The 23,784-nt window shown below is 38.2% G+C and carries 18 protein-coding genes, 2 tRNA genes, 3 rRNA genes and 1 other RNA gene; 8 read left to right on the top strand and 16 right to left on the bottom strand.

Features of this window, described 5'->3' with window-relative positions; genetic code table 11:
* Positions 1-37: 37 nt before the first annotated feature.
* The 3 genes from AC5P2S_RS02010 (at position 38) to rnpB (ending at position 2,214) form a co-directional block, all read left to right on the top strand.
* Positions 38-529 carry a hypothetical protein gene (locus AC5P2S_RS02010; protein WP_494556049.1) on the top strand — a complete coding sequence of 164 codons (492 nt, stop codon included), beginning with the start codon at positions 38-40 and terminating at the stop codon, positions 527-529.
* Positions 530-531: 2 nt separating this feature from the next.
* Positions 532-1,893, top strand: coding sequence for a T9SS type A sorting domain-containing protein (locus AC5P2S_RS02005; RefSeq protein ID WP_494556048.1), 1,362 nt, complete (start codon positions 532-534; stop codon positions 1,891-1,893).
* A gap of 24 nt (positions 1,894-1,917) precedes the next feature.
* Positions 1,918-2,214, top strand: an RNA gene (gene rnpB / locus AC5P2S_RS02000) — RNase P RNA component class A.
* A 324-nt stretch (positions 2,215-2,538) separates the two neighbouring features.
* Here rnpB and rrf read toward each other — a convergent pair.
* From rrf to AC5P2S_RS01950, 10 genes are all read right to left on the bottom strand, one after another.
* Positions 2,539-2,647 (bottom strand): 5S ribosomal RNA (gene rrf / locus AC5P2S_RS01995).
* A 166-nt stretch (positions 2,648-2,813) separates the two neighbouring features.
* Positions 2,814-5,566, bottom strand: a 23S ribosomal RNA gene (locus AC5P2S_RS01990).
* A gap of 156 nt (positions 5,567-5,722) precedes the next feature.
* Positions 5,723-5,796, bottom strand: a tRNA-Ala gene (locus AC5P2S_RS01985).
* 99 nt (positions 5,797-5,895) lie between these two features.
* Positions 5,896-5,969 (bottom strand) — tRNA-Ile (locus tag AC5P2S_RS01980).
* A gap of 196 nt (positions 5,970-6,165) precedes the next feature.
* Positions 6,166-7,682: ribosomal RNA gene (locus AC5P2S_RS01975) — 16S ribosomal RNA — on the bottom strand.
* Together the 16S, 23S and 5S rRNA genes with 2 tRNA genes alongside form the textbook arrangement of a ribosomal RNA operon.
* Positions 7,683-8,392: 710 nt before the next feature.
* Positions 8,393-9,139, bottom strand: coding sequence for a DUF3575 domain-containing protein (locus tag AC5P2S_RS01970; RefSeq protein ID WP_494556047.1), 747 nt, complete (start codon positions 9,137-9,139; stop codon positions 8,393-8,395).
* Between the two features lie 61 nt (positions 9,140-9,200).
* On the bottom strand, positions 9,201-9,641 hold the full coding sequence (locus AC5P2S_RS01965; protein ID WP_494556046.1) for a heme-binding domain-containing protein: 441 nt from the start codon (positions 9,639-9,641) through the stop codon (positions 9,201-9,203).
* Positions 9,638-11,290: an Ig-like domain-containing domain gene (locus AC5P2S_RS01960; protein WP_494556045.1), complete on the bottom strand. Its 1,653-nt coding sequence runs from the start codon at positions 11,288-11,290 to the stop codon at positions 9,638-9,640. Before AC5P2S_RS01960 ends, AC5P2S_RS01965 begins: the two co-directional genes overlap by 4 nt.
* Positions 11,291-11,429: 139 nt before the next feature.
* Positions 11,430-12,590 carry a GlmU family protein gene (locus AC5P2S_RS01955; protein ID WP_494556044.1) on the bottom strand — a complete coding sequence of 387 codons (1,161 nt, stop codon included), beginning with the start codon at positions 12,588-12,590 and terminating at the stop codon, positions 11,430-11,432.
* Positions 12,591-12,707: 117 nt separating this feature from the next.
* Positions 12,708-12,959: a type B 50S ribosomal protein L31 gene (locus tag AC5P2S_RS01950; protein WP_283415536.1), complete on the bottom strand. Its 252-nt coding sequence runs from the start codon at positions 12,957-12,959 to the stop codon at positions 12,708-12,710.
* Positions 12,960-13,220: 261 nt separating this feature from the next.
* On the opposite strand from AC5P2S_RS01950, the gene AC5P2S_RS01945 reads away from it, so the two are divergent.
* The 5 genes from AC5P2S_RS01945 to AC5P2S_RS01925 all read left to right on the top strand — a co-directional run bounded on the left by AC5P2S_RS01945 (position 13,221) and on the right by AC5P2S_RS01925 (position 16,487).
* Complete coding sequence (locus tag AC5P2S_RS01945) at positions 13,221-13,979, top strand: hypothetical protein (RefSeq protein WP_494556043.1); 759 nt, start codon at positions 13,221-13,223, stop codon at positions 13,977-13,979.
* Positions 13,980-13,982: 3 nt separating this feature from the next.
* Positions 13,983-14,609 (top strand): hypothetical protein, encoded by a 627-nt coding sequence (locus tag AC5P2S_RS01940; protein WP_494556042.1) that lies wholly within the window; start codon positions 13,983-13,985, stop codon positions 14,607-14,609.
* A gap of 23 nt (positions 14,610-14,632) precedes the next feature.
* A complete protein-coding gene (locus AC5P2S_RS01935) occupies positions 14,633-15,355 on the top strand; it encodes a sensor histidine kinase (protein WP_494556041.1) in 723 nt (240 codons plus the stop codon).
* A gap of 7 nt (positions 15,356-15,362) precedes the next feature.
* Complete coding sequence (locus tag AC5P2S_RS01930) at positions 15,363-16,043, top strand: response regulator transcription factor (protein WP_494556040.1); 681 nt, start codon at positions 15,363-15,365, stop codon at positions 16,041-16,043.
* Between the two features lie 96 nt (positions 16,044-16,139).
* Entirely contained in the window at positions 16,140-16,487 is a 348-nt protein-coding gene (locus tag AC5P2S_RS01925; protein ID WP_494556039.1) for a hypothetical protein, read from the top strand.
* 270 nt (positions 16,488-16,757) lie between these two features.
* On the opposite strand, the gene AC5P2S_RS01920 is transcribed toward AC5P2S_RS01925, so the two are convergent.
* The 6 genes from AC5P2S_RS01920 to paaC form a co-directional block, all read right to left on the bottom strand.
* Positions 16,758-17,513 (bottom strand): enoyl-CoA hydratase/isomerase family protein, encoded by a 756-nt coding sequence (locus AC5P2S_RS01920; RefSeq protein WP_494556038.1) that lies wholly within the window; start codon positions 17,511-17,513, stop codon positions 16,758-16,760.
* A gap of 210 nt (positions 17,514-17,723) precedes the next feature.
* Entirely contained in the window at positions 17,724-19,769 is a 2,046-nt protein-coding gene (gene paaZ, locus AC5P2S_RS01915; RefSeq protein WP_494556037.1) for a phenylacetic acid degradation bifunctional protein PaaZ, read from the bottom strand.
* A gap of 93 nt (positions 19,770-19,862) precedes the next feature.
* The gene (gene pcaF / locus AC5P2S_RS01910; protein WP_494556036.1) at positions 19,863-21,068 is read right to left on the bottom strand and encodes a 3-oxoadipyl-CoA thiolase; all 1,206 of its coding nucleotides are present in this window, start codon (positions 21,066-21,068) and stop codon (positions 19,863-19,865) included.
* Positions 21,069-21,104: 36 nt separating this feature from the next.
* Positions 21,105-22,259 (bottom strand): 3-hydroxyacyl-CoA dehydrogenase NAD-binding domain-containing protein, encoded by a 1,155-nt coding sequence (locus tag AC5P2S_RS01905; RefSeq protein ID WP_494556035.1) that lies wholly within the window; start codon positions 22,257-22,259, stop codon positions 21,105-21,107.
* Positions 22,260-22,408: 149 nt separating this feature from the next.
* Positions 22,409-22,894, bottom strand: a complete 486-nt coding sequence (gene paaD / locus AC5P2S_RS01900) for a 1,2-phenylacetyl-CoA epoxidase subunit PaaD (RefSeq protein WP_494556034.1) — start codon at positions 22,892-22,894, stop codon at positions 22,409-22,411.
* Positions 22,895-23,022: 128 nt separating this feature from the next.
* On the bottom strand, positions 23,023-23,778 hold the full coding sequence (gene paaC / locus AC5P2S_RS01895; RefSeq protein WP_494556033.1) for a 1,2-phenylacetyl-CoA epoxidase subunit PaaC: 756 nt from the start codon (positions 23,776-23,778) through the stop codon (positions 23,023-23,025).
* Positions 23,779-23,784 lie beyond the last annotated feature (6 nt).

Here is a 23,784-nt window from a genome sequence, read left to right as displayed (position 1 = left end):
GTTAATTTCATTATATATTATTGATTATATTTGACTTATGATTAACAATAAAGTTGCCAATTTCTTTTTTCTTTTCATTCTGATTATGAGTTGTACCAATCAATCAATTGTACGGTCAGATCCGGAAATGGATAAAAAGAATGAAAAGCCACAATCCAAAATGGTTTACCTTTTCTTTGAAGGAGAAAAAACGGCTGACGGGAAAGAAATCATAACACTAATTGATAAAAAAGTATCTGATGGCTTTTTTAAAAATGAAGAATTTGGAACAGCAAAAGACATCACCAATACATTTTATAAAATAGTCCTTTTCGACAGGAATAATCAGGTATATAAAACCGCTAATATTGATAATCCTTTCTCACCGGTCTTTGAATCTTATGGACAAGAATCTATGGAAAAACAAATTGGACAACTTAATAAAGCTGAGTTTTTTTACCGTTACAATGACTATGGCAATATCTCAAAACTGGAAATCCATAAAACAGAAAATGATCGCTCTACCCTACTTTTCACTCTAAAACTATAATTATGAAAAATTTCTACTTATTATGCTTTCTGATCTTCAATTTATCATACAGCCAGATATTTGATTTGGTTCCTTTATTAGAAAACGGCACAAAGGACAAAAGAATCAATCTGGTAATCTTAGGAGATGGCTATACAGCCAGTAGGCAGGCTGCCTTTATGCAAGATGCAACTTTTGTTTCGAATTATTTAATGAATAAACCGCCTTATTCCAACTATAAAAATTATTTCAATGTCTACGCCCTGAAAGTGATTTCTCAAGAAAGTGGTGTAAAACATCCTGGAACTGCTTCTGACGTTACAGAACCTGTTATTCCCGTCTCAAACCCAACCAATTATTTTAATACTTCTTATGATACTTCCGGAACACATCGCTGCATCTACGGAAACACGACTAAAGTGACTCAAACTTTGGCCGCAAACATTCCTGAATTTGACATTGCTCTAATTTTAGGAAATGATACCGAATATGGTGGTTGTGGTGGGACTTATGCTTTTCTTTCCAGAAATGATCAAGCTCCTGATGTGGCATATCACGAGTTAGGGCATTCATTCGGCAAATTAGCGGATGAATATTGGTTCTCCGGCTCCGGCGAGTCTCCGAATAAAACAAAAACATCAGACCCGGAAACGGTTCGTTGGAAAAACTGGCTCAATACAGGAAATATCGGGATCTATCAATTTACAGAGAATACAGCTTGGTATCGTCCACATCAAAATTGTGAAATGCGCTACCTGAATAGACAATTTTGTAATGTCTGCAGAGAAACATTAATCGAAAAAATACATACTGTAAAAAATCCTATCGATAGTTTCACACCTTCTAATTCTGCTACAATTAATACGAACTCAAATGTTGATTTATCAGTAAACTTAATTTTACCAGTTCCTAATACTTTAAAATCTGAATGGAAAATCAATGGAACTACTTTTCAAAATGATGTCAACAATATTACAATTCTGCCAAGTCAATTGAATATTGGAAATAATACGGTTCTCTTCAGCGTTTATGATAATACGACAATGGTAAGAACCAACAATCATAGTACAATGCATCTTTCTACAATTTCCTGGACTATTAATAAAACTGAGTTAGGTATTTCAGATTTAAGGTCAAAACAATATGATTTTACTTTATATCCAAATCCGGCGGAAGATTTCATAATTATAGAAAGTAAATCAGGCTTTACAGAGAAAACAGAAGTGAGAATAACTGACAACTCTGGTAAACTTATCAAAAAACAAACTATCGATCTGAATAAACGAGAAAAAATAGATGTTTCAAAATTAACTTCTCAAATTTATTTCATTAATGTATATAATAAAGGTGAAATGATATTATCCAGAAAAATGATCAAGAATTAAAAAGTTATTAATTATTTTTGCAAGTGAGAAGCGTGGCTTGTTGATTCAAATTTCAATTTGGGTAGGAAAGTCCGGACACCGTAGGGCAGCATAGCGGATAACATCCGTCATTTGAGAGAATAGGACAAGTGCAACAGAAAGTATGTACAGTTCGGCTGTAGTGAAACCAGGTAAACTCTATGCGGTGCAATGCTAAGTATATCATCAGCCAAGGGCGGCCCGTCCGTTGATGAGGGGTAAGCAGCTCAAGTTTTGTAGTAATGTAAAACGTAGATAAATAACAAGCTTTAACAGAATCCGGCTTATAGCGCTTCTCTTTTCTTTGATTTAATTCACTACCATCAGAATTAATTTTTAAAACTATTTTCCATTACTTCTAAATGTTTTTCTATTAATAAAACTAGAATTTAAAATCATTAGTTCTAATTACTTTATCATTTATAAAATTGATTAAAGTTTATAATGATAAGTTAGATTTAACTAAAATGCAAAGATTGTAAGCAATGAATAAGATTGTTTTAGGCTTCCAAATATAATCGAATAGGATAATAAAATGTTATCAGTTATTGGTATAAAGATACAGTTTTGGCTATATATAAGGCATAAAAAAAACCTTCACTCAAAAAAGAATGAAGGTTAAAAAAAAACTGGCGGCGACCTACTCTCCCGCTTATCGCAGTACCATCGGCGCTAGAGGGCTTAACTTCTGTGTTCGGAATGGGAACAGGTGAGCCCCTCTGCTAAAACCACCCTAAAGGTTGTATATAAGGTTCAGGTTGCAGATTATAGGTCTCAGGTAATAGCTTCACTGCTACCTGCTACCTTGTATCTATCATCTGATACCTGTTTTAATCGATAAAAACTTTCACAAAGAGCAAACCTTGGTTGCGCAATAACCGCTTGGTTTAATGTAACCAATAGGCTATAAATCTACGGGTAATTAGTACTACTCGGCTATGACATTACTGTCTTTACACCTGTAGCCTATCAACGTCGTCATCTCCAACGACCCTTAAAAGATGTCTCATCTTGAGGCGAGTTTCGCACTTATATGCTTTCAGTGCTTATCTCTTCCAAACATAGCTACTCAGCGGTGCACCTGGCGGTACAACTGATACACCAGAGGTTTGTTCAATTCGGTCCTCTCGTACTAGAATCAAGTCCTCTCAAACATCTAACGCCCGCAATAGATAGAGACCGAACTGTCTCACGACGTTCTGAACCCAGCTCGCGTGCCACTTTAATGGGCGAACAGCCCAACCCTTGGGACCTTCTCCAGCCCCAGGATGTGACGAGCCGACATCGAGGTGCCGAACCTCCCCGTCGATGTGAGCTCTTGGGGGAGACTAGCCTGTTATCCCCGGAGTACCTTTTATCCTATGAGCGATGGCCCTTCCATACGGAACCACCGGATCACTATGTCCTGCTTTCGCACCTGATCGACTTGTTGGTCTCACAGTCAAGCACCCTTATGCCATTACACTCTACGCACGGTTACCAAGCGTGCTGAGGGTACCTTTGAAAGCCTCCGTTACTCTTTTGGAGGCGACCACCCCAGTCAAACTACCCACCACGCAATGTCCTTCTTTCGAAGTTAGGCTCCAAGTAAACAAAGGGTGGTATTTCAACGTTGGCTCCACCAACACTAGCGTGCCAGCTTCACAGCCTCCCACCTATCCTACACATTGTTTACTCAAAGTCAATACGAAGTTATAGTAAAGGTTCACAGGGTCTTTTCGTCCCATTGCGGGTAATCGGCATCTTCACCGATACTACAATTTCACCGAGCTCGTGGCTGAGACAGTGCCCAGATCGTTACACCATTCGTGCAGGTCGGAACTTACCCGACAAGGAATTTCGCTACCTTAGGACCGTTATAGTTACGGCCGCCGTTTACTGGGGCTTCAGTCAAACGCTTCGCTTACGCTAACGCCCTTCCTTAACCTTCCAGCACCGGGCAGGTGTCAGACCCTATACAGCATCTTTCGATTTAGCAGAGTCCTGTGTTTTTGATAAACAGTCGCCTGGGCCTCTTCACTGCGGCCAACATTGCTGTTGGCGTCTCTTCTTCCGAAGTTACGAGACTATTTTGCCTAGTTCCTTAGCCACGACTCACTCGAGCACCTTAGGATTCTCTCCTCGACTACCTGTGTCGGTTTTGGTACGGGTTGCTTCACTTCGGCTTTTCTTGGAAGCGAGTTCACTACAGCAGCTTCGCCCGAAGGCTAGGCCTTGACTATTCCGTCAGTCTTCAGCAGCTACGTCACTCCGTCCCCTTTTTAGTGTGAGCAAGTATGGGAATATTAACCCATTGTCCATCCACTACCCCTTTCGGGTTCGCGTTAGGTCCCGACTAACCCTCAGCTGATTAGCATGGCTGAGGAAACCTTAGTCTTTCGGTGAGGGGGTTTCTCGCCCCCTTTATCGTTACTTATGCCTACATTTTCTTTTCTATCCGCTCCACAATACCTCGCGATACTGCTTCGGCGCAAATAGAATGCTCCCCTACCAGATATAATAAATTATAAATCCATAGCTTCGGTAATATGCTTATGCCCGATTATTATCCATGCCGGACCGCTCGACTAGTGAGCTGTTACGCACTCTTTAAATGAATGGCTGCTTCCAAGCCAACATCCTAGCTGTCAATGCAGTCCAACCGCGTTGTTTCAACTTAGCATATATTTAGGGACCTTAGCTGTTGGTCTGGGTTCTTTCCCTCTCGGACATGGACCTTAGCACCCATGCCCTCACTGCCGTGGAACATTTATTAGCATTCGGAGTTTGTCAGGAATTGGTAGGATTTGACTCCCCCGCATCCAATCAGTAGCTCTACCTCTAATAAACTTATCACGACGCTGCACCTAAATGCATTTCGGGGAGTACGAGCTATCTCCCAGTTTGATTGGCCTTTCACCCCTACCCACAGGTCATCCGAAGACTTTTCAACGTCAACCGGTTCGGTCCTCCACTTTGTGTTACCAAAGCTTCAACCTGCCCATGGGTAGATCACAAGGTTTCGCGTCTAATCCTACTAACTCATCGCCCTATTCAGACTCGCTTTCGCTCCGGCTCCGGACCTGAAGTCCTTAACCTCGCTAGTAAAATTAACTCGTAGGCTCATTATGCAAAAGGCACGCCGTCACACCATATAGGTGCTCCGACCGCTTGTAGGCGTACGGTTTCAGGTTCTATTTCACCCTTCTATTCGAAGTGCTTTTCACCTTTCCTTCACAGTACTTGTTCACTATCGGTCTTTCAGGAGTATTTAGCCTTGGAGGATGGTCCCCCCATATTCAGACAGGATTTCACGTGTCCCGCCCTACTCATTTATCATCTATGTATGCCTTTCGAATACCGGGCTATCACCGTCTATGGCTGTTCTTTCCAGAACATTCTTCTAAACATATAAAGACTTTTGGGCTAATCCGCTTTCGCTCGCCACTACTTACGGAATCTCTTCGATTTCTTTTCCTCCGGGTACTTAGATGTTTCAGTTCTCCGGGTTTGCTCCTCTTACGAGGTAATACATCTTCAATGTATTGGGTTGCCCCATTCGGACATCTGCGGATCAATTCGTGTGTGCCGATCCCCGCAGCTTTTCGCAGCTTACCACGTCCTTCGTCGCCTCTGAAAGCCTAGGCATCCGCCATACGCCCTTAACGATTTCTTTCCTATTTTTAGGTTACTCAAGCGCTTATTGCGCTCGGTTTTCTCTTTGTGATGTCTTTACCGTTAATGTCAATGATCTTATTTCTTTCTATTTGTCTGATGAACGAATATTGTTTTTGGCTCTATCCGTAACTTTTAAACCAGACTCATAAAACAGTGGAGAATAAGGGAGTCGAACCCTTGACCTCCTGCGTGCAAGGCAGGCGCTCTAGCCAGCTGAGCTAATTCCCCCTCTAGTAGAAATTTTAAATTCTAGATTATAAATTTTAAATGAAACATATGTTATAATCTAAAATCTATAATTTTTAATCTATAATTCCCTTCAATTAGTAGTCTCGGGCAGGCTCGAACTGCCGACCTCTACATTATCAGTGTAGCGCTCTAACCAGCTGAGCTACGAGACTTCATTATAATTTTAAATGTTAAATCGAAAATTTTAAATACTTTTAAATCTAAAATCTATAATTTATAATCTAAAATCTCTCTATCCCTTTACTAATTTCTAGTGGGTTTATTTTTTTATATAATCAACCGAGTAAAAAACCAAAGCTTTATTCTTTGTATAAGGCTCTTTTAATATTTTTTGACGTATAGTCTCTAAAATGAGATGTTCCAGCCGCACCTTCCGGTACGGCTACCTTGTTACGACTTAGCCCTAGTTACCTGTTTTACCCTAGGCAGCTCCTTTTACGGTCACCGACTTCAGGTACCCCAGACTTCCATGGCTTGACGGGCGGTGTGTACAAGGCCCGGGAACGTATTCACCGCGCCATGGCTGATGCGCGATTACTAGCGATTCCAGCTTCATAGAGTCGAGTTGCAGACTCCAATCCGAACTGAGACCGGCTTTCGAGATTTGCATCACATCGCTGTGTAGCTGCCCTCTGTACCGGCCATTGTATTACGTGTGTGGCCCAAGACGTAAGGGCCGTGATGATTTGACGTCATCCCCACCTTCCTCTCTACTTGCGTAGGCAGTCTCACTAGAGTCCTCAACTGAATGGTAGCAACTAGTGACAGGGGTTGCGCTCGTTGCAGGACTTAACCTAACACCTCACGGCACGAGCTGACGACAACCATGCAGCACCTTGAAAATTGCCCGAAGGAGGATCTATTTCTAAATCTGTCAATTCCCATTTAAGTCTTGGTAAGGTTCCTCGCGTATCATCGAATTAAACCACATAATCCACCGCTTGTGCGGGCCCCCGTCAATTCCTTTGAGTTTCATTCTTGCGAACGTACTCCCCAGGTGGCTAACTTATCACTTTCGCTTAGTCTCTGAATCCGAAAACCCAAAAACGAGTTAGCATCGTTTACGGCGTGGACTACCAGGGTATCTAATCCTGTTCGCTCCCCACGCTTTCGTCCCTCAGCGTCAGTTAAATCTTAGTGACCTGCCTTCGCAATTGGTGTTCTAAGTAATATCTATGCATTTCACCGCTACACTACTTATTCCAGCCACTTCAAATTTACTCAAGACCTGCAGTATCAATGGCAGTTTCACAGTTAAGCTGTGAGATTTCACCACTGACTTACAGATCCGCCTACGGACCCTTTAAACCCAATAAATCCGGATAACGCTTGCACCCTCCGTATTACCGCGGCTGCTGGCACGGAGTTAGCCGGTGCTTATTCGTACAGTACCTTCAGCTTTCCACACGTGGAAAGGTTTATCCCTGTACAAAAGAAGTTTACAACCCATAGGGCCGTCGTCCTTCACGCGGGATGGCTGGATCAGGCTCTCACCCATTGTCCAATATTCCTCACTGCTGCCTCCCGTAGGAGTCTGGTCCGTGTCTCAGTACCAGTGTGGGGGATCACCCTCTCAGGCCCCCTAAAGATCATTGACTTGGTGAGCCGTTACCTCACCAACTATCTAATCTTGCGCGTGCCCATCTCTATCCGCCGGAGCTTTCAATATCAAGTGATGCCACTTAATATATTATGGGGTATTAATCTTCCTTTCGAAAGGCTATCCCCCAGATAAAGGCAGGTTGCACACGTGTTCCGCACCCGTGCGCCGCTCTCAATTGCCCGAAAGCAATCTACCGCTCGGCTTGCATGTGTTAGGCCTCCCGCTAGCGTTCATCCTGAGCCAGGATCAAACTCTCCATTGTATGTTTGTTTGTCCTTATACTCAAACTCAATTTAAAATTGACGCTTTGGTTTTTTTCCTTACTTGGTTGTTATATCTTATGTCAATGAACTTTGTTCTTTTCGCTTCCTCAGGAATCTTAATCTGTCATCTTGTTCCTGATTTGCGAGTGCAAAAGTAAAAAGTTTTTTCCAAACTACCAAAACTTTTTTGAAGTTTTTTTCGTAACCTCGAATCCGTTTCCGTTATGTTTTTCTTATCATCTCCTGCGCTCCCAACATCTCTCGATTCGGGACTGCAAAGATAGACAAACTTTTTATTACAGCAAATTTTTTGAAATGTTTTTTTTAACCTGCTCCTAAAAACATTTTAACCAAACCACCACTATATTACTGCTCTCCTGCGCTGCTCATCACTTCTGATTTGCGGTTGCAAAAGTAGAGCTATTTATTTAATCCGCAAATTATATCCGCAAAAATTAAACAGGTATTTGATAACTACACTGACTATCAACCTAATTATTTTTTAATTAATGGCGAATTTAATTTGAGTTATTATTATTAACACCAATTTTATCTTTATTATCAACAATTGATAAAGATTCAGATTTGTAGAAATATTAAAGTCCCAAATAGATTTTTTTCAGACAATTCCTTGTTGTTATAGATTACATGGGAAATAAAAAAATGGCAACACTTTAAGAATTGCCATTTTTATTTTATATCCATTATTTTAAAACCTATAGCCGAAAGAAATTCCAGACCTAACCCCAAGCCATTTAGAATCCAAATCTATTACCGCACCACTCGAATTTGTAGTCACTTTATAATCAAACAAACTGACATCCAAATCTTCAATGTCCTTCCTTAACTGATTCTGCTCATATAGACTTAAAGGCCTTCCGGATCTACCTGTGATAGTACCCGTAGCACCTCCATAATGACCGCCGATAAACCAAACATCTAAAACCCAGTTATCTTTTCTTCCTAATAACCACTGCGCTCCAATCATTAAACCAACATTATTCGAATTGGTTTTTCCGGTAAATGCAATCGGAATCTTTTCACCCAAATGTTCAGGGTCTTCCGATCTGTAATTATAGGTTAGATTATCTATATTAAAATGGGAGTATCTATAATAAGGTGCTAAATAAAAACCGTGTCCGTAGCCCCGACCAAGATAAATCCTTGGTTCTAAGGTAAAATTACTACTACTCATTTTTATATTGTTGATATTCTCATCTTTGATATATTCGTCGACTAACGGAACCTGCCCAGTTGGAATAAATCCATAAGAAACCTGTACACCAAATCTTTTGGTAATAGTTCGCTCATAAGCAAACTGGAAATTACGAAAAGCAATGGAAGTAAGATTTACTTTTATAAGATTTCTCTTCTCATCCTGATTATCAACATCATGCTGTTGAGATTTTGCGACAAATGAACAAATTAGAGCCATTGCAATTAATAGCTTATCCATAACTTCTATTTTTTGCCAAATATATAAAATATTTGCTTTATTAATAAAAATCACATTAAGACTACTTTGATTTTAAACTGGAAAAATAATTTTCCAAAACCATTCTTTGTTTTGAGGTAAGATTTGCTGAAGGATGATAACCAATATAAGAAGGTAATGGCATTTGAAGATCACGGACTGAACTTACCGTTTTTTCGATAGCGTTTTCCTTAAGTTCTTTATTATAAATCCCCCATTCAGAAAAGTTGAGATGCTCACGACCTTCATTAATATGATCTTTTATCGTCCAGGAAATTGGAGCAACGTAAGCGTAATTAGGATATATCGTTTCGTTTGAGTGGCAATCATAGCAAGCATTCTTAAGAATGACTTTGATATGTTGCGGCGTTTTGTAGATGTCAACAAAGTTATTTTTACTATCGATAGATTTGTTTTCCCTATCAACAGGAATGAACTGTATTGCCACAAAAACTACGGCGATCCAAAATATTATTTTTTTCAATTGACAGGTTGCTCTTCTTTAGTAATATCCCAATTCTCATTAATCTCCCACATTGGGCGGACATTAATCTTACTCATTACCTCTTTATCTCCTGCTTTTTTAAATAAGTAGGCATCTTCCGGCAAAGTACCTGTTGCAAAATCTGCACTATTCCAATAGCCGTTATTATTATTATCAACCAACATCCTGAGTCTGTATGAGCCCGGTTTTAAATTAATGAATTTCACAACAGACTGGTTGGTGTATTGCTGGTAAGCTGGTTCGTTCTTTTCATTAAGCAACTGAATCCAAAATTTCTGAGTCGGTGGATTGATGACATTGGCGGTAAAACTTCCAAATTCTTCCGGCTTCGCAGCTTCGAAATCAAACCGGACACTTTCACTGAGTCTATTATAAAAAGATATGACTGTATTTTTCGGAACCGTTAATTTGTATTTTTTCCCTGAAACAAAATTAGATTTAATAATAACTTGTGTAGAATCCAATTCTGAAATTCTTGCAGTAAAATCCTGAGCGGTGCTGTCAGCTTCTAATTTCCAGTTTTCAGGCTGAATTTTATTAATGATATAATTGGATGAGAATCTGAAATCCGTTTCTGGAGCCAATTTATTAGAAAAAGGATTGGCAATCGTCATATCTTCTTTTGCCGGTTTTTTATAAAATACAGACATTGTATCTTGTTTGGAACCTGCATCGTAAGAGAATTTCAGATTTTCACTGACTGTCGCGCCGATATTTTCTTTCGCCGCATCAAACCAAATTCTTACAGAATCCGATTTGGCTTTGTGCGTCACTTTGTAATCAGCAGGTTTGTCACCAACGGTTTTCACCACTACTTTTTCCGGATTGCCTTCGAAGGTCATCAAAACCCCACCAGTAGAAACCGACATCTCTTTATACTTAACCGTTTTTTGAGAAGGAAAAGTTTTAAGCTTGAGACCCGAGATACTATTTTCAAGATTAATTTCTTCTTTTTGAAAGGCTATACCTTCTTTTCCTGAATCGTAAATCGAGTTGTTATTCTCGTCATCAAAACCAATAATTCTGTACTTTCCCGGAGTCAGATAATTCAATTCAAAATAGCCGTCAGGGTCAGCTTTGGTAATGTAATACGGCTTCTGACGGTAGTTCATTGTGTCTTTTACCTGATAAAGGCCAATCACAAGATTTTTTTCTTTGCCCTCGGAATTTTTGTTATCTCCTAAAGCGTCCGAAATAGTTCCGCTGATGTACAAATCGTCGATCTTTTCACCCGTCGAAAAGGCAAAATTAAAATAAGGCAGAGCATTACTCTCATTAAGGTCAACAACCGAATTTCCAAAATTAAAATTATAAGTTGTATTAGCCTGAAGGGAATCTTTCCATTCGATCTGCAGGTATTTGTTACCTGTAGATGAAGGGATAATCTTGGTATATTTAATTGGTGGAGAAACAATCAGGTTTTTGCTGATATCCTTCAACGTAATATATTCATCGAAATCAATTCTGAGCTTTTTGATATCTCTTGGCACATTGATTCTTGCCGAGTCAATATTCGATCCAATCATTTTTGGCGGAATCGTATCCTTATTTCCTCCCACAGGGGAACCAACTCTGGCACAACTCACCAAAAACAATGCTGCAAAAAGCCAAAGAAGAAACTGCTTCATTATAAGATTTAGATTTTAGATTTTAGTCATTAAGAATAAAATCAATTTTACTTAACCGCAAAAATAAGGAAACTTTGAGATAAAACTGTTTTACCGATTATAAAGTAAGTTAAATTGAAAACAAAAAATGAGTTTTAAACTAAAACTCATTATAGATATGCTTCAAAATCTCTTTATCGGTCTCGGTAATAGCAATTTTTCTGCGTTCCATTGCTTTTTCTGCGACTTCGTAAGATTTTTCCAGTTTGAATTTTTCATCGCCTTTCATTCCGCCCCAGGAGAAGTTATCAATTAAGTTTGGTGGAAATCCTGATTTAAAAATATTAGCTGCAACTCCGACAACAGTTCCTGTATTCAACTGCGTGTTGATTGCTGTTTTAGAATGGTCACCCATTATCAGTCCACAAAATTGCAAACCTGTGTCCAGAAATCTTTTCTTCCTGTAATTCCAAAGTTTTACCGATGCATAATTGTTTTTAAGGTTGGATGAATTGGTATCTGCGCCAAGATTACACCATTCACCAATCACCGAATTCCCTACAAAACCGTCATGACCTTTATTAGAATAACCAAAAATTACAATATTATTGACTTCGCCGCCCACTTTGGAATGCGGTCCAATTGTCGTTCCGCCATAAAGTTTGGTTCCGAGATTGATCTTAGAATCCTCACAAAGTGCTAATGATCCACGGATATTGGAGCCTTCCATAATCTCGGCATTTTTCCCGATGTAGATTTTCCCGGTTTTGCAATTCAACGTTGAGAATTCTACCGTTGCTCCTTCTTCTATGAAAAGGTTTTCTTTTTCTCCAATGAATCCGTTGGTAGAAGATAATTCCTGAGATTTTCTTCCTTCCGTCAACAATTTAAAATCGAAGTCAATCGCTTTGTCATTATAAGAAAAAATATCGGTAGGCTTCTCAATGAAAAATAATTTCTCGTGGATGTCGGTCATTTTGGAGATTTGATTCAAAGAGAAATTGTCCATATTGATATTGGCCACCAACACTTCGTTCTCATAAACCAAAGCTTCGCCGGGCTGAAGTTCTTTAATCTGTTTCAAAACCTCATCTGAAGGAAAGAAATTCGGAACAATGAACAAGCTTTGTTTAGGCTCCGGTTTTTTATATTTGTTCTGAAGGTAATTTTCTGTGATGTAGAAAACATCATCAATCTCAAGCAGTTTTTTCCATCTTTCTGAGAAAGTCAGGATTCCCATTCGCATTTCTGCAACTGGTCTTGTGAAAGTAAGCGGAAGAAAATCTTCCCAATATTGTGCGTCTGAAAATACGAGTTGCATCTTTGGTTTATCGTTGTTAGTTGATAGTTGTTGGTTTTACCTAACTTGGTACAAAAATAATAAAAAAAGCCTCTCGGAACTCCGAAAGGCTTTGATATTTGTACAAATTAACTAAGATTACTTAGCGAATTTTTTGTATTTGTTCATAAACTTATCAACTCTACCTGCAGTGTCAACCAATTTAGTTTTACCTGTGTAGAAAGGGTGAGAAGTAGAAGAGATTTCCATTTTGATCAAAGGATATTCCTGACCTTCGAACTCGATAGTATCTTTAGTTTCAGCAGTAGATTTGCAAAGGAACATTTCGTCGTTGCTCATATCTTTGAAAACTACCAATCTATAATTTTCTGGGTGTATGCCTTGTTTCATTTTCAGAAGTTTTAAAATTTGTTATAATATGAGCATCGGATGTAATGGATCCTAACTCTGGTTTTGAGGATGCAAAAATAGGAATTATTTTTCATTATGCAAATTTTTAGTTTAATAAAATAAGAATTTACTCTGATTTTAAAATTCATTGAACAATTGACATAATTCATATCTCATATTTATTAATAATCACTTATTGATATTGCCTCTTTAAAATTGTTTGTATATTTTTATCCCCAAACTAAAATTATATAATAACTTATGGCAATCTTAACTCTTGAGGATTACACAACTGCTGTTCAAAGATGGGCAGAAGTTAAGTCGAACTATTCCGAAATACAAAAAGTAATCTCACCTGAACAGGTCTTTATCTTATCCCGCGAACAGATAGAGTGGTTTGATAAAGAAAATCAAGAAGAAACTTATTTCCGTGCAGATATTGGTGTCTGGGAAAATCAACTGGTTCTGATTTTAACACCAAGGACAAGCGCCGGCGATGTGATAAAATTAGACAATTATGAGTTTTCTCCTTTGCAATATCTGGAAAGTGACCTTACGTTAAAGCAAACCAAAACTTACACTTTAACGAGCACTTATACCCTGACAAAAGACCTGAGCAAAGGCAAAGAAGATTCTGATATTGATTTTCCAATTATGGATAAACCAATTACAGGGCAGTTAAAAGCTGTGGAAGAAATAGAGTCCTGGAAAGAAAATGCAATGGATTATCTGCAAAGAGAATCTTTGGAGTTCAAAGGACAAAGACTCTTCCAAAGTTTCTATATTCCTAAAGCTGATCTTATACACAACAAAGAAAGTATACACGACATTGTATGTGTTTTTGGTTTCAAATATTCTTTAGTTTATCAGAGATTATTAGCGACTTTAATTTTTGTTGCCAATGAAAATGACCCAAGAATCAATGCTCCCGGAGGTGTTTATGCTGTACAACCAGACCCGTCGAACACTTACGACTGGACAAAACCATATCCTCCGTACACTACTTCACCAGGTGGATAATTTATGGGAACATTGTATGATATTTTAGGACAGCTGTCAGTTGTCCTATTATTTATAGCACTTATCATTGGGATTGTTAAATTCGGAGTCTTTACAAAGAATGAAAAATGGTATATCTATTATATCATTTTCATTGCTTTTATTGAGTCCAATTCGTATATTTTCATTCCTTTGTTTGGGATTAAAAGCAATATTTTCCTATATCCAGTCTATATTGCAGGGGAATTTTTCACCGTCACAGGAATATTTATTACAAAATTAAATCTCAGTAAAAAATCTTTTATAGTAACCGGGCTGTTAAGTTTATTTTTTCTGACAGCGGACAGGATCCTGGCTCAGCATCAATATAATAATGATTATTCCAAAGCCATTTCCAATATAATAATGATTAGTTTGATTAGCTATTCTTTGATCCAAGATATTAAGAATGTGAAAACAAAAAGTCCGTTCCAACTGAACGATAAAATGTTCTTTTTATATTTTACAGTGAGCATATTTATGTTTCTGATCCAGAACCAGCTTATTTTTTTGTCAAAAGATCAATTCGCAACAGTTTGGGTGATCAATAACTTACTGGTCTGTATCGTTTATGCTTTATTAATTAAAACATTTCTACAATTAAAGAAGTAAAACTTAATATCATTTTTCTGGTTGTGTTGATTATTGTTTTAATCATCATCATATCCTTTATATTACTCGCTTACAAAAGTTTCATACAAAGGATTATCCAGGAAAAGGATCTACAGTTTCAGGCAGAGATCGAACATCAGAAAGAATTAACTTTGGAAAATATAAAAGGACAGGAAGACGAAAGAAAAAGAATCGCCATTTCTGTCCACGATGATATCGGAAACCGGCTGAACATTCTTTCGCTTTGGCTGAATAATCTTGAACCAGAAAACCAGGAAGCTTCTAAAAAAGTGATTACCTCACAAATTACAGAACTGATAGATTCAACCAGAAATATTTCACATTCTCTTTATCCCGTTAATCTTGAAAAACTGGGATTAATCCTATATTTGCAGGAATTGGTGACCAGTCTTTCCAATAACCTCAATCTTATCCTTAATATAGATTCGAAATATGAGAAAAAGGACATTTTTACAGAGGTACAGATCTATAGAGTGATTCAGGAGTTTACAACCAATGTGCTCAAACATTCTAATGCTAATGAAGTGATTGTTTATATAAGAAAGCACAAAAAAAACCTTACAATAATCCTTTCTGATAACGGACAAGGATTCGATTATCAAAAAGCCAGCAAAGGAATGGGTCTTAAAAACATCGAATCCAGAATTGTTTCTGTGAAAGGCTTCTACAAATGGAAAAACAGGATAGGTTTTGGAAGCCGTTTAATTATTAATATTCCTAATTAAATAAATGATGAGTGAAAAAATTAAAATTATTTTGGTTGATGATGAGCAACTGATTTTGGAAGGAATTAAAATGCTGCTCTCAGCAAAAGATAATATCTCGGTAGATTTTATGGCAACCGGAGGTGCAGAAATATTGTCTCATCTGGAAAATACCACATCCGATAATTTTCCGGATATTGCCATGATTGATGTACAAATGCAGCCAATGGACGGTTTCGAATTGGTAGAGATCCTGAAAAAACGTTATCCAGAGCTTAAGATTATTATTCTTTCATCTCATTACAAAAGCAGTGTTCTTGGTTATATGGTAAAGTTAGGCGTCTCTGCCTTTCTACCAAAAAACTCCAGCAAAGCTATATTCATAGAGGCTATTGAAGCTGTTTACAAAAACGGAATGTATTTTACAAAAGAGGATCATCAGATGCTAAGTACTTATCTGAATTCCCCGGCAAGAAAGAAATCGCTTTTCGAAAACGAAGAAACGCTGACCGCGCGTGAAATAGATGTGGTAAAGCTGATATGTAAAGAGAAAACCAATCAGGAAATTGCCGAGATCCTTTTCCTGAGTCCAAGGACTGTGGAAAGCCACCGCCAAAGAATCCTTGATAAGATCGGGGCAAGAAATACGGTTGGGATCGTTATTTATGCGGTTATCAATGACATCCATCCTGTTCCAATCAAGTTATAACCACAAATTCAGTATTTCTACTCTAACATAATCTTCATATTTGTTATTACTTTGACATAAGAAAATGTAAAAAATAAATTAATCAACATTTACCTTATGTCTACCCCATTAGAAATAATCAATTCGACGGACTATATCATTACAGGTGAGATTTCATATATGACAGTTTTCTGTTCCAATCACTATTTTTTTGTAAAGCCTCACACTATTTGGAAATCAGAAAAACGTGGAATTTGTCCGATTATCGAAGTCTCTGCAACAGTGAGAACGCCAAGAGGAACCTTCGTTGCAAAGCCATTTATTTCTATCGGGACAAGTCATAGCTTGTTCGAAGTAATCCAAACCAGGGAAAATGTTTTCAAAGTCATGCGGATGAGAAACGGTAAAAATGAAAAACCGGCAGTCCTGAAAACTTACAACCACAATTTTCTGGAACAAATCTGAAAAACCAACCAATCCATACATTTTTAAGTCTCATCATTTTTTGATGAGGCTTTTTTTATAAAATAAAGCCTATTACGTATAAATACTGAATTTTAAAATTGGTAATTTATACACTACCAGAATCAGAAATGTCTTACTAATTTTGGTATAACAAAAGCGAACCATTTGATCAAAAAATTAAGATAAACTAATAATGATGAAAACTTAAGTAAAACTAATAGTTTTAGTTAGTTTAAATTAAAACCGCCACTCAAAATGAATGGCGGTTTTTTATTTATTCTTAAATTGATTAATAGCATTCACAGTAAAATCTGAGAGAACAAGATTCCCACTAATTCCTGCTCTTTCCGATAATAAATCATCCCAATGTTCTGTTCCTTTCCAGAAAATCTCTTTCAGTTGAGACATTGCTTCTGGATTTGATTTAGCCAATTTTTCTGCCAAGAGATTGATTTCCGCATCCATTTCCTCTGGCGTTTCATAAACATCTTGGTACATATTTTTTTCTCTCGCCCATTCTGCAGAATAGAATTCGGTAGCATTAATTGCCAATTGCGCAAAAGACGAAGTCCCTATTTTCTTTTCTACAACAGGTCCGATGACGAAAGGTCCAATTCCGACCGCCAACTCGCTCAACTTAACCGAAGCGTTTTCCGTTGCAAATGTATAATCCGCCGCACACGCAATTCCAACTCCGCCACCAACAGCCTTCCCGTGGATTCTTGCTATAATCAGTTTTGAGGATTTTCTCATCGCATTGATAACATTGGCGAAACCTGAGAAAAAAGTTTTCCCAGTTTCGAAGTCTTTAATGGAAATTAATTCGTCAAAAGATGCGCCAGCACAGAATGCTTTTTCGCCGCCACTTTTCAGAATAATAACTTTGACCTCATCATTTTTACTGAGGTCATTAATTTCTTCTACCAGATTTTTAAGTTGAGAACTCGGCATCGAGTTGCTTTGCGGATGAAAAAACTCAATAGTTCCGATTCCGTTTTGTATGGTTGATGTTACGTATGCTTCCATTTTTGTTGTTGGTTGATAGTTGTTAGTTGATGGTTATTCATATATCAAATCTGCAGCCCGACTTGAGCGGAAATCCTTTTTTGCTTTTCTCAATTTCTATTGAATGTGAAACTTTCTGCAAAAAAGATTGGGAGCGGAAGGCGGATTAAGCTGCCATAATAGATTCCTCAATTACTTCTTGATTCTTTTACTTTTATCTTGATTCCTGATTTATTCCTGATTAAGTTTTTTTACCATTGTCAAAATCGTAGCAATCGCGACAGTCTCTCCAGTCTCATCATAAACATCGACTAGCCATCGCACGATTCCTTTGGCGATATCTTCTTCATCACGTTTTTCCTGACTGATTTTTTCTTTACAGGTAAACTTCACGCCAATTGTCATTCCTGGATAAACAGGTTTTACAAAACGGCATTCGTCCAAACCATAATTCAGTAAAACCGGACCTTTTCTCGGGTCAACAAATAATCCTGCGGCTTTGCTCAGAATGAAATAACCGTGTGCCACTCGCCCTTCGAAAATCGTTCCTTCCAGAGACGTTACGTCCATATGCGCATAGAAATTATCGCCGGAAACATTGGCAAAATTGGTAATATCTGCTTCCGTAACCGTGTGTTTTGCCGTGATGTAAGTTTCGCCAATTTTCAGTTCTTCAAAATGTTTTCTGAATGGATGAATGTTATCTTCCCATTGTTTTCCGCCATATTGATATTGTTGTGTAATGTGCGTCAATGTCGTTGGAGAGCCCTGAATCGCCGTGCGTTGCATATAATGAAGAACACCGCGTTTTCCGCCCATTTCTTCACCACCGCCAGCTCTTCCCGGACCGCCGTGAATCAGCATCGGTAAAGGCGAACCGTGACCTGTACTTTCTTTAGCACAGTCTGAATTGAGAATCAGAATTCGGCCGTGCATAGACGCAGCTCCGATGACAAAATCTCTTGCAAAATCATCATCAGCCGTCACCACCGAACAGCAAAGAGAACCTTTTCCCATTCTTGCCAGTTCAATTGCTTCTTCCAAATTATTATAAGGAATTAAGGTGCTGACTGGTCCAAAAGCTTCGATATTATGACAATCCGTGTATTTAAAAGGGTCGGAATTAAGGAATAAGATCGGGGAAATGAATGCGCCTTTGTTTTTGTCCGCACCTTTGACCTCAAAATCATTCAGGTTTCCGAAAACAATTTCCTGAGTTTTGGATAATTCCTGAACTTTCTCAGAAACTTCCTTCACCTGGTCTTTATTAGCCAAAGCGCCCATTCTCACGCCTTCAACATTCGGGTCGCCAATAACAATTCCGGAAAGTCTTTGTCCAAGCGCAATCTGAACATCTTCCACCAAATTTGCAGGAACTAGTAATCGTCTGACCGCCGTGCATTTTTGTCCGGCTTTAGTTGTCATTTCACGAGCGGCTTCCTTGATGAACAAATCAAATTCGGTTGTTCCAGGCTTTGCATCTTCACCCAAAACCATTGCATTAAGAGAATCTGCTTCTAAATTAAAAGGCACGGATTCTTCAACAATTTTTGGATGCGCTTTCAGCATTTTCCCTGTAGAAGCCGAACCTGTAAACGTCACCACATCTTCCATTGTCACATGATCCAGAATTCCGTTGGCTGAGCCGCAAATCAATTGAAGACTTCCTTCCGGTAGAATTTGGGAAGCAATGATTTCTTTAACCACAACTTCCGTCAGAAAACTTGTCGCCGTTGCAGGTTTTACAATGGCCGGAACGCCAGCCAAAAGATTGACCGCAATTTTCTCCAACATTCCCCAAACCGGGAAATTGAACGCATTGATATGAATCGCAACACCACGTTTCGGAGTACAAATGTGATGACCGATGAACGTTCCTTCTTTTGAAAGTTTCACCGCATCGCCATCTATATAATAAGGTAAGTCGGGAAATTGTCTTCGCAAAGATGCATTAGCAAAAAGATTTCCTATTCCTCCTTCAATATCAACCCAGCTGTCTGCTTTGGTTGCGCCGGTTGCCCAACTCACTTTGTAGAAAATATCTTTCTTTTCTAAAAGATGAAAAGCGAGTTTCTTCAACATCAATCCTCTTTCCTGAAATGTCATTTTTCTCAAAGCCTGACCACCTACTTTTCTGGCGTAATCCATCATCTCACCAAAATCCAAACCTTTGGATGTTGCCGTTGCCACCAATTCTCCGTTGATGGAGTTATATAAAGCCTGCCCTTCTCCTTCTCCTTTTATCCATCTGCCGAGCGCGTAATTTTCTAGTTGCATAATTTTAATTTTTAGACTTAGAGATAATAGACAGATAGATGATAGAATTTAAATTAGTCTATATTCTATTCGTCTATTATCTATCCGTCTGATTTAAACTTTCTCAATAATCACTGCAAAACCTTGCCCCAAGCCTACACACATTGTTGCCAAAGCATATTTTTTATTTTGGTTATGAAGTTCATACATTGCGGAATTCAGGATTCTTGCGCCACTCATTCCGAGTGGATGTCCAAGTGCAATTGCTCCACCATTTGGATTGATTCTGGAATCATTATCCTCCAATTCCCAAGCTCTGATGCACGCTAAACTCTGAGCAGCGAAAGCTTCGTTCAATTCAATAATATCAATATCGTTGAATGTCAATCCTTCTTTTTGCAAAGCTAACTCTGCCGCTTTTACAGGACCAATTCCCATAAATTTTGGTTCGACACCTACAACGGCACTTGAAACAATTCTTGCTTTTGGTATTAATCCAAATTCTTTAATCGCATTTTCAGAAGCTAACAAATTAACTGCGGCGCCGTCATTCAATCCAGAAGCATTTCCTGCGGTCACTGTCCCATCTTTTTTGAAAGCGGTTCTTAATTTTGACAAGCCTTCCAAAGTTGTATCATTTTTCGGAAATTCATCTTTATCAAAAATCAAATCTTCGCCTTTTCTTTGAGGAATATTAACGCCAACAATTTCTTGAGACAATCTTCCGTTTTCCTGAGCAAATTTTGCTTTTTGTTGAGAATTAAAAGCAAACAAATCTTGGTCTTCTCTGGAAATATTATCTCGTTCAGCCAGATTTTCTGCAGTTTCGCCCATTGCGTCCACGCCGTACATTTCTTTCATTTTCGGATTGATGAATCGCCAACCGAAAGTCGTATCATAGATTTTAGCATCGCCACCAAAAGGACTTTCAGATTTTGAAATGACCAATGGTCCACGCGTCATATTCTCCACACCGCCGGAAATCATCAAATCCGCATCACCAACTTGAATGGCTCGAGAAGCATTGATTGCTGCCGACAAACCGGAAGCGCAAAGTCGGTTGATCGTTTCGCCCGGAACGTGATAATCCAAACCAGAAAGCAAAGCTGACATTCTTGCGATATTTCGATTGTCCTCGCCGGCTTGATTTGCGCAACCTAAAACGATATCGTAGATTTTACTTTGGTCAATGTTTGGATTTCTTTCCAATAATTTTTTGATGACAAAAGCCGCCATATCATCGGGACGAACGGAAGATAAACTCCCTTTCAGTTTTCCGATTGGCGTTCGAATGCCATCTATTATATATACTTGGTTCATTTTTTATGATTGATAAATGATAATCTATAAATGATTTTAATAAAATTTTTTATTTTGTTTTACTAAATTTCTGATAACCGGACTGCATCTGTATCTGTCTTCGTGGTAGAAATCATAAAGTTCGTCAAGTTCGTTTTGGAGATTTTTTAATCCGAATTCATCTGCCCATTTTAAAAGACCTTTCGGATAATTCACGCCTTTTGTCATTGCCAAATCGATGTCTTCTGCGGAAGCGATGTTTAAGAAATAAGCGTCAGCGGCTTCATTCATCAGCATTACCAAGATTCTTTTGAATATTAATTCTAATACTTCTGGATTTTCATTGGGTTTTATTTGCTCCGCATTTGAGGAGTAATCATAAAAACCTCTTCCTGTCTTTTTCCCGAAAAATCCAGCTTCGAATAATCGTTTTTGAGTGAATGACGGTTTGAATTTCGGATCGTAGAAAAATTCTTTGAAGACACTTTCCGTCACCCTGTAATTCACATCGTGACCAATAAAATCCATCAGTTGAAACGGTCCCATTTTGAAACCTCCCAGACTTGTCATTGCAAAATCAATCGTTGCACAGTCCGCAATACCTTCTTCTAAAATCCGAATTGCTTCGCCATAAAATGGTCTTGCGACACGATTGACGATGAATCCAGGTGTATCTTTTGCAATTACCGGAAGCTTTTTCCAACTTTCTACTAAGCTTTTTACTTTATAAATTAAATCTTTATCCGTCTGAACAGCAGGAATAATCTCAACCAAAGCCATCAAAGGTGCAGGATTGAAAAAATGAATTCCAATCACACGTTCTGGTTTCTGACAAGCCGATGCAATGGATGCAATGGATAAGGATGACGTGTTTGTCGCCAAAATACAATCTTCGGAAACAAGACTTTCCAGCTTTTGAAACAATTCTTTCTTGATTTCCAAATCTTCAATAATCGCTTCGATGATTAATTCCGAATCTTTTAGTTCTGATAATTTATCGCTCAATCGGATATTATCGAAATAAGTTTCTACTTCTTCATAAGTAAATTTCCCTTTTTCGGCTAATTTTTGGAACTGAGCTTCGAGATTTTGTCCGGCTTTTTCTACGGCAATCGGATTGCTGTCGTACAACAAAACCTCGTTTCCTGCTGTTGCCAAAACTTGTGCTATTCCGCTTCCCATCGCGCCGCTACCGACTATTCCTATTTTCATTTTTTTTGTACAATGTATTTTTTGAACGCAAAGTGCGCAAAGTTTTTTACTACTAAATGTTTTTAAGTTCACAAAGGCGTAAAACTTAGCCAAGAACTCAAAGACTTATTATTAAATCTAACAACTATAAATCATCAACTAATAAATATCTAATGGCATTTAAAATAATCAAAAGGTTCTTTGCAATCATCGCATTGGTATAATGCTTTGCACGCTGTGGAACCAAACTGGCTTACCAAATGCGTATGTTTCGAACTACAAAGTGGACACTCGACCTCATCTGTTTTTAAGAATAATTCTTCATTATTTTTTGAATAAACAGGTGGTGCGATGCCGTAAGCTTTCAGTTTTTGTTTTCCTTCTTCCGTCATCCAATCGGTGGTCCAAGCTGGACTTAATCGATTGGTAATTTTTATGTTATTGAAACCTTTTTCAATCAGTTTCAGTTTAATCGACATATTAATCATTGATGTGGCGGGACAGCCGGAATATGTTGGCGTCACAATCACTTCGATTTCGTCTTCATTAAGATTCACATCGCGGATGATTCCCAAATCCAAAAGATTGAGAACAGGAACTTCCGGGTCGGGAACCTCCTTTAAGATTTGCCATATGTCGTTTTCTGTAATTGTCATTTTATTTTTATCGCAAAGGCGATAAATAATTTTAATTAATTCAATGTTTTAAGTCGCAAAGTTGTGCGCTATATTTTGCGACTTAAGGCAGTTTTCTATTCACAACTCTTGCGCCTTTGCTTATAATTCTACCATTCCATATTAGGATAAGTGCGTTGCATCATTTGCATTTCGGCTAAGATGTAACCCATTTTTTCGGTGTGTTTTCCTTCTTTTCCGCCTGTTAATTGTCTCGATTTTGAGAAATCAACAGACAAAGTTGCTTCATTCAGGATTTCCAGAACTTTTGTTTCCCATTGGGTTCGGAAAGTTCGGATATCCGGAATGATGTTTTGTTCAATTAATTCTAATTCCCAGTTTGTCGGAATGAACATTTCGTCTGTGAAATCCACCAAATCATTCACTGACTTCTGGATTTTGTTGTGACTTTCTTCTGTGCCGTCGCCTAAACGAATCATCCATTCACTACTCCATTTTAAATGATAAGTGACTTCTTTCAAAGACTTTTCTGCAATGGAAGCGAGTTTCAAATCGGAATGATATTTCAGTTCCATCAATAGAAGATGATGATAGGCATCGAAAAAAAATTGTCTTACAATCGTATCTCCAAAATGTCCATTTTCTCTTTCAACTAAAAGCAAATTCTTGAACTCACGTTCGTTTCTCAGGAAAGCTAAATCATCTTCTGTTTTCCCTTCATTCTGAATTTCGGCTGCATACTGATAATAGTTGGAAGATTCTCCCAACAAATCCAGAGCAATATTTGACATTGCAATATCCTGTTCCAAGACTGGACCTTTTCCACACCATTCGCAGAGGCGCTGACCGAGTATCAGGCTGGTGTCGGCGAGCTGTAATATATAATTGAGATAATTATTGTTCATTGGTTT

The organism is Epilithonimonas sp. 33E, assembly GCF_059372615.1.
The sequence above is the reverse complement of the archived record's forward strand: the minus strand, read 5'-3'. Positions and strand labels throughout refer to the sequence as shown.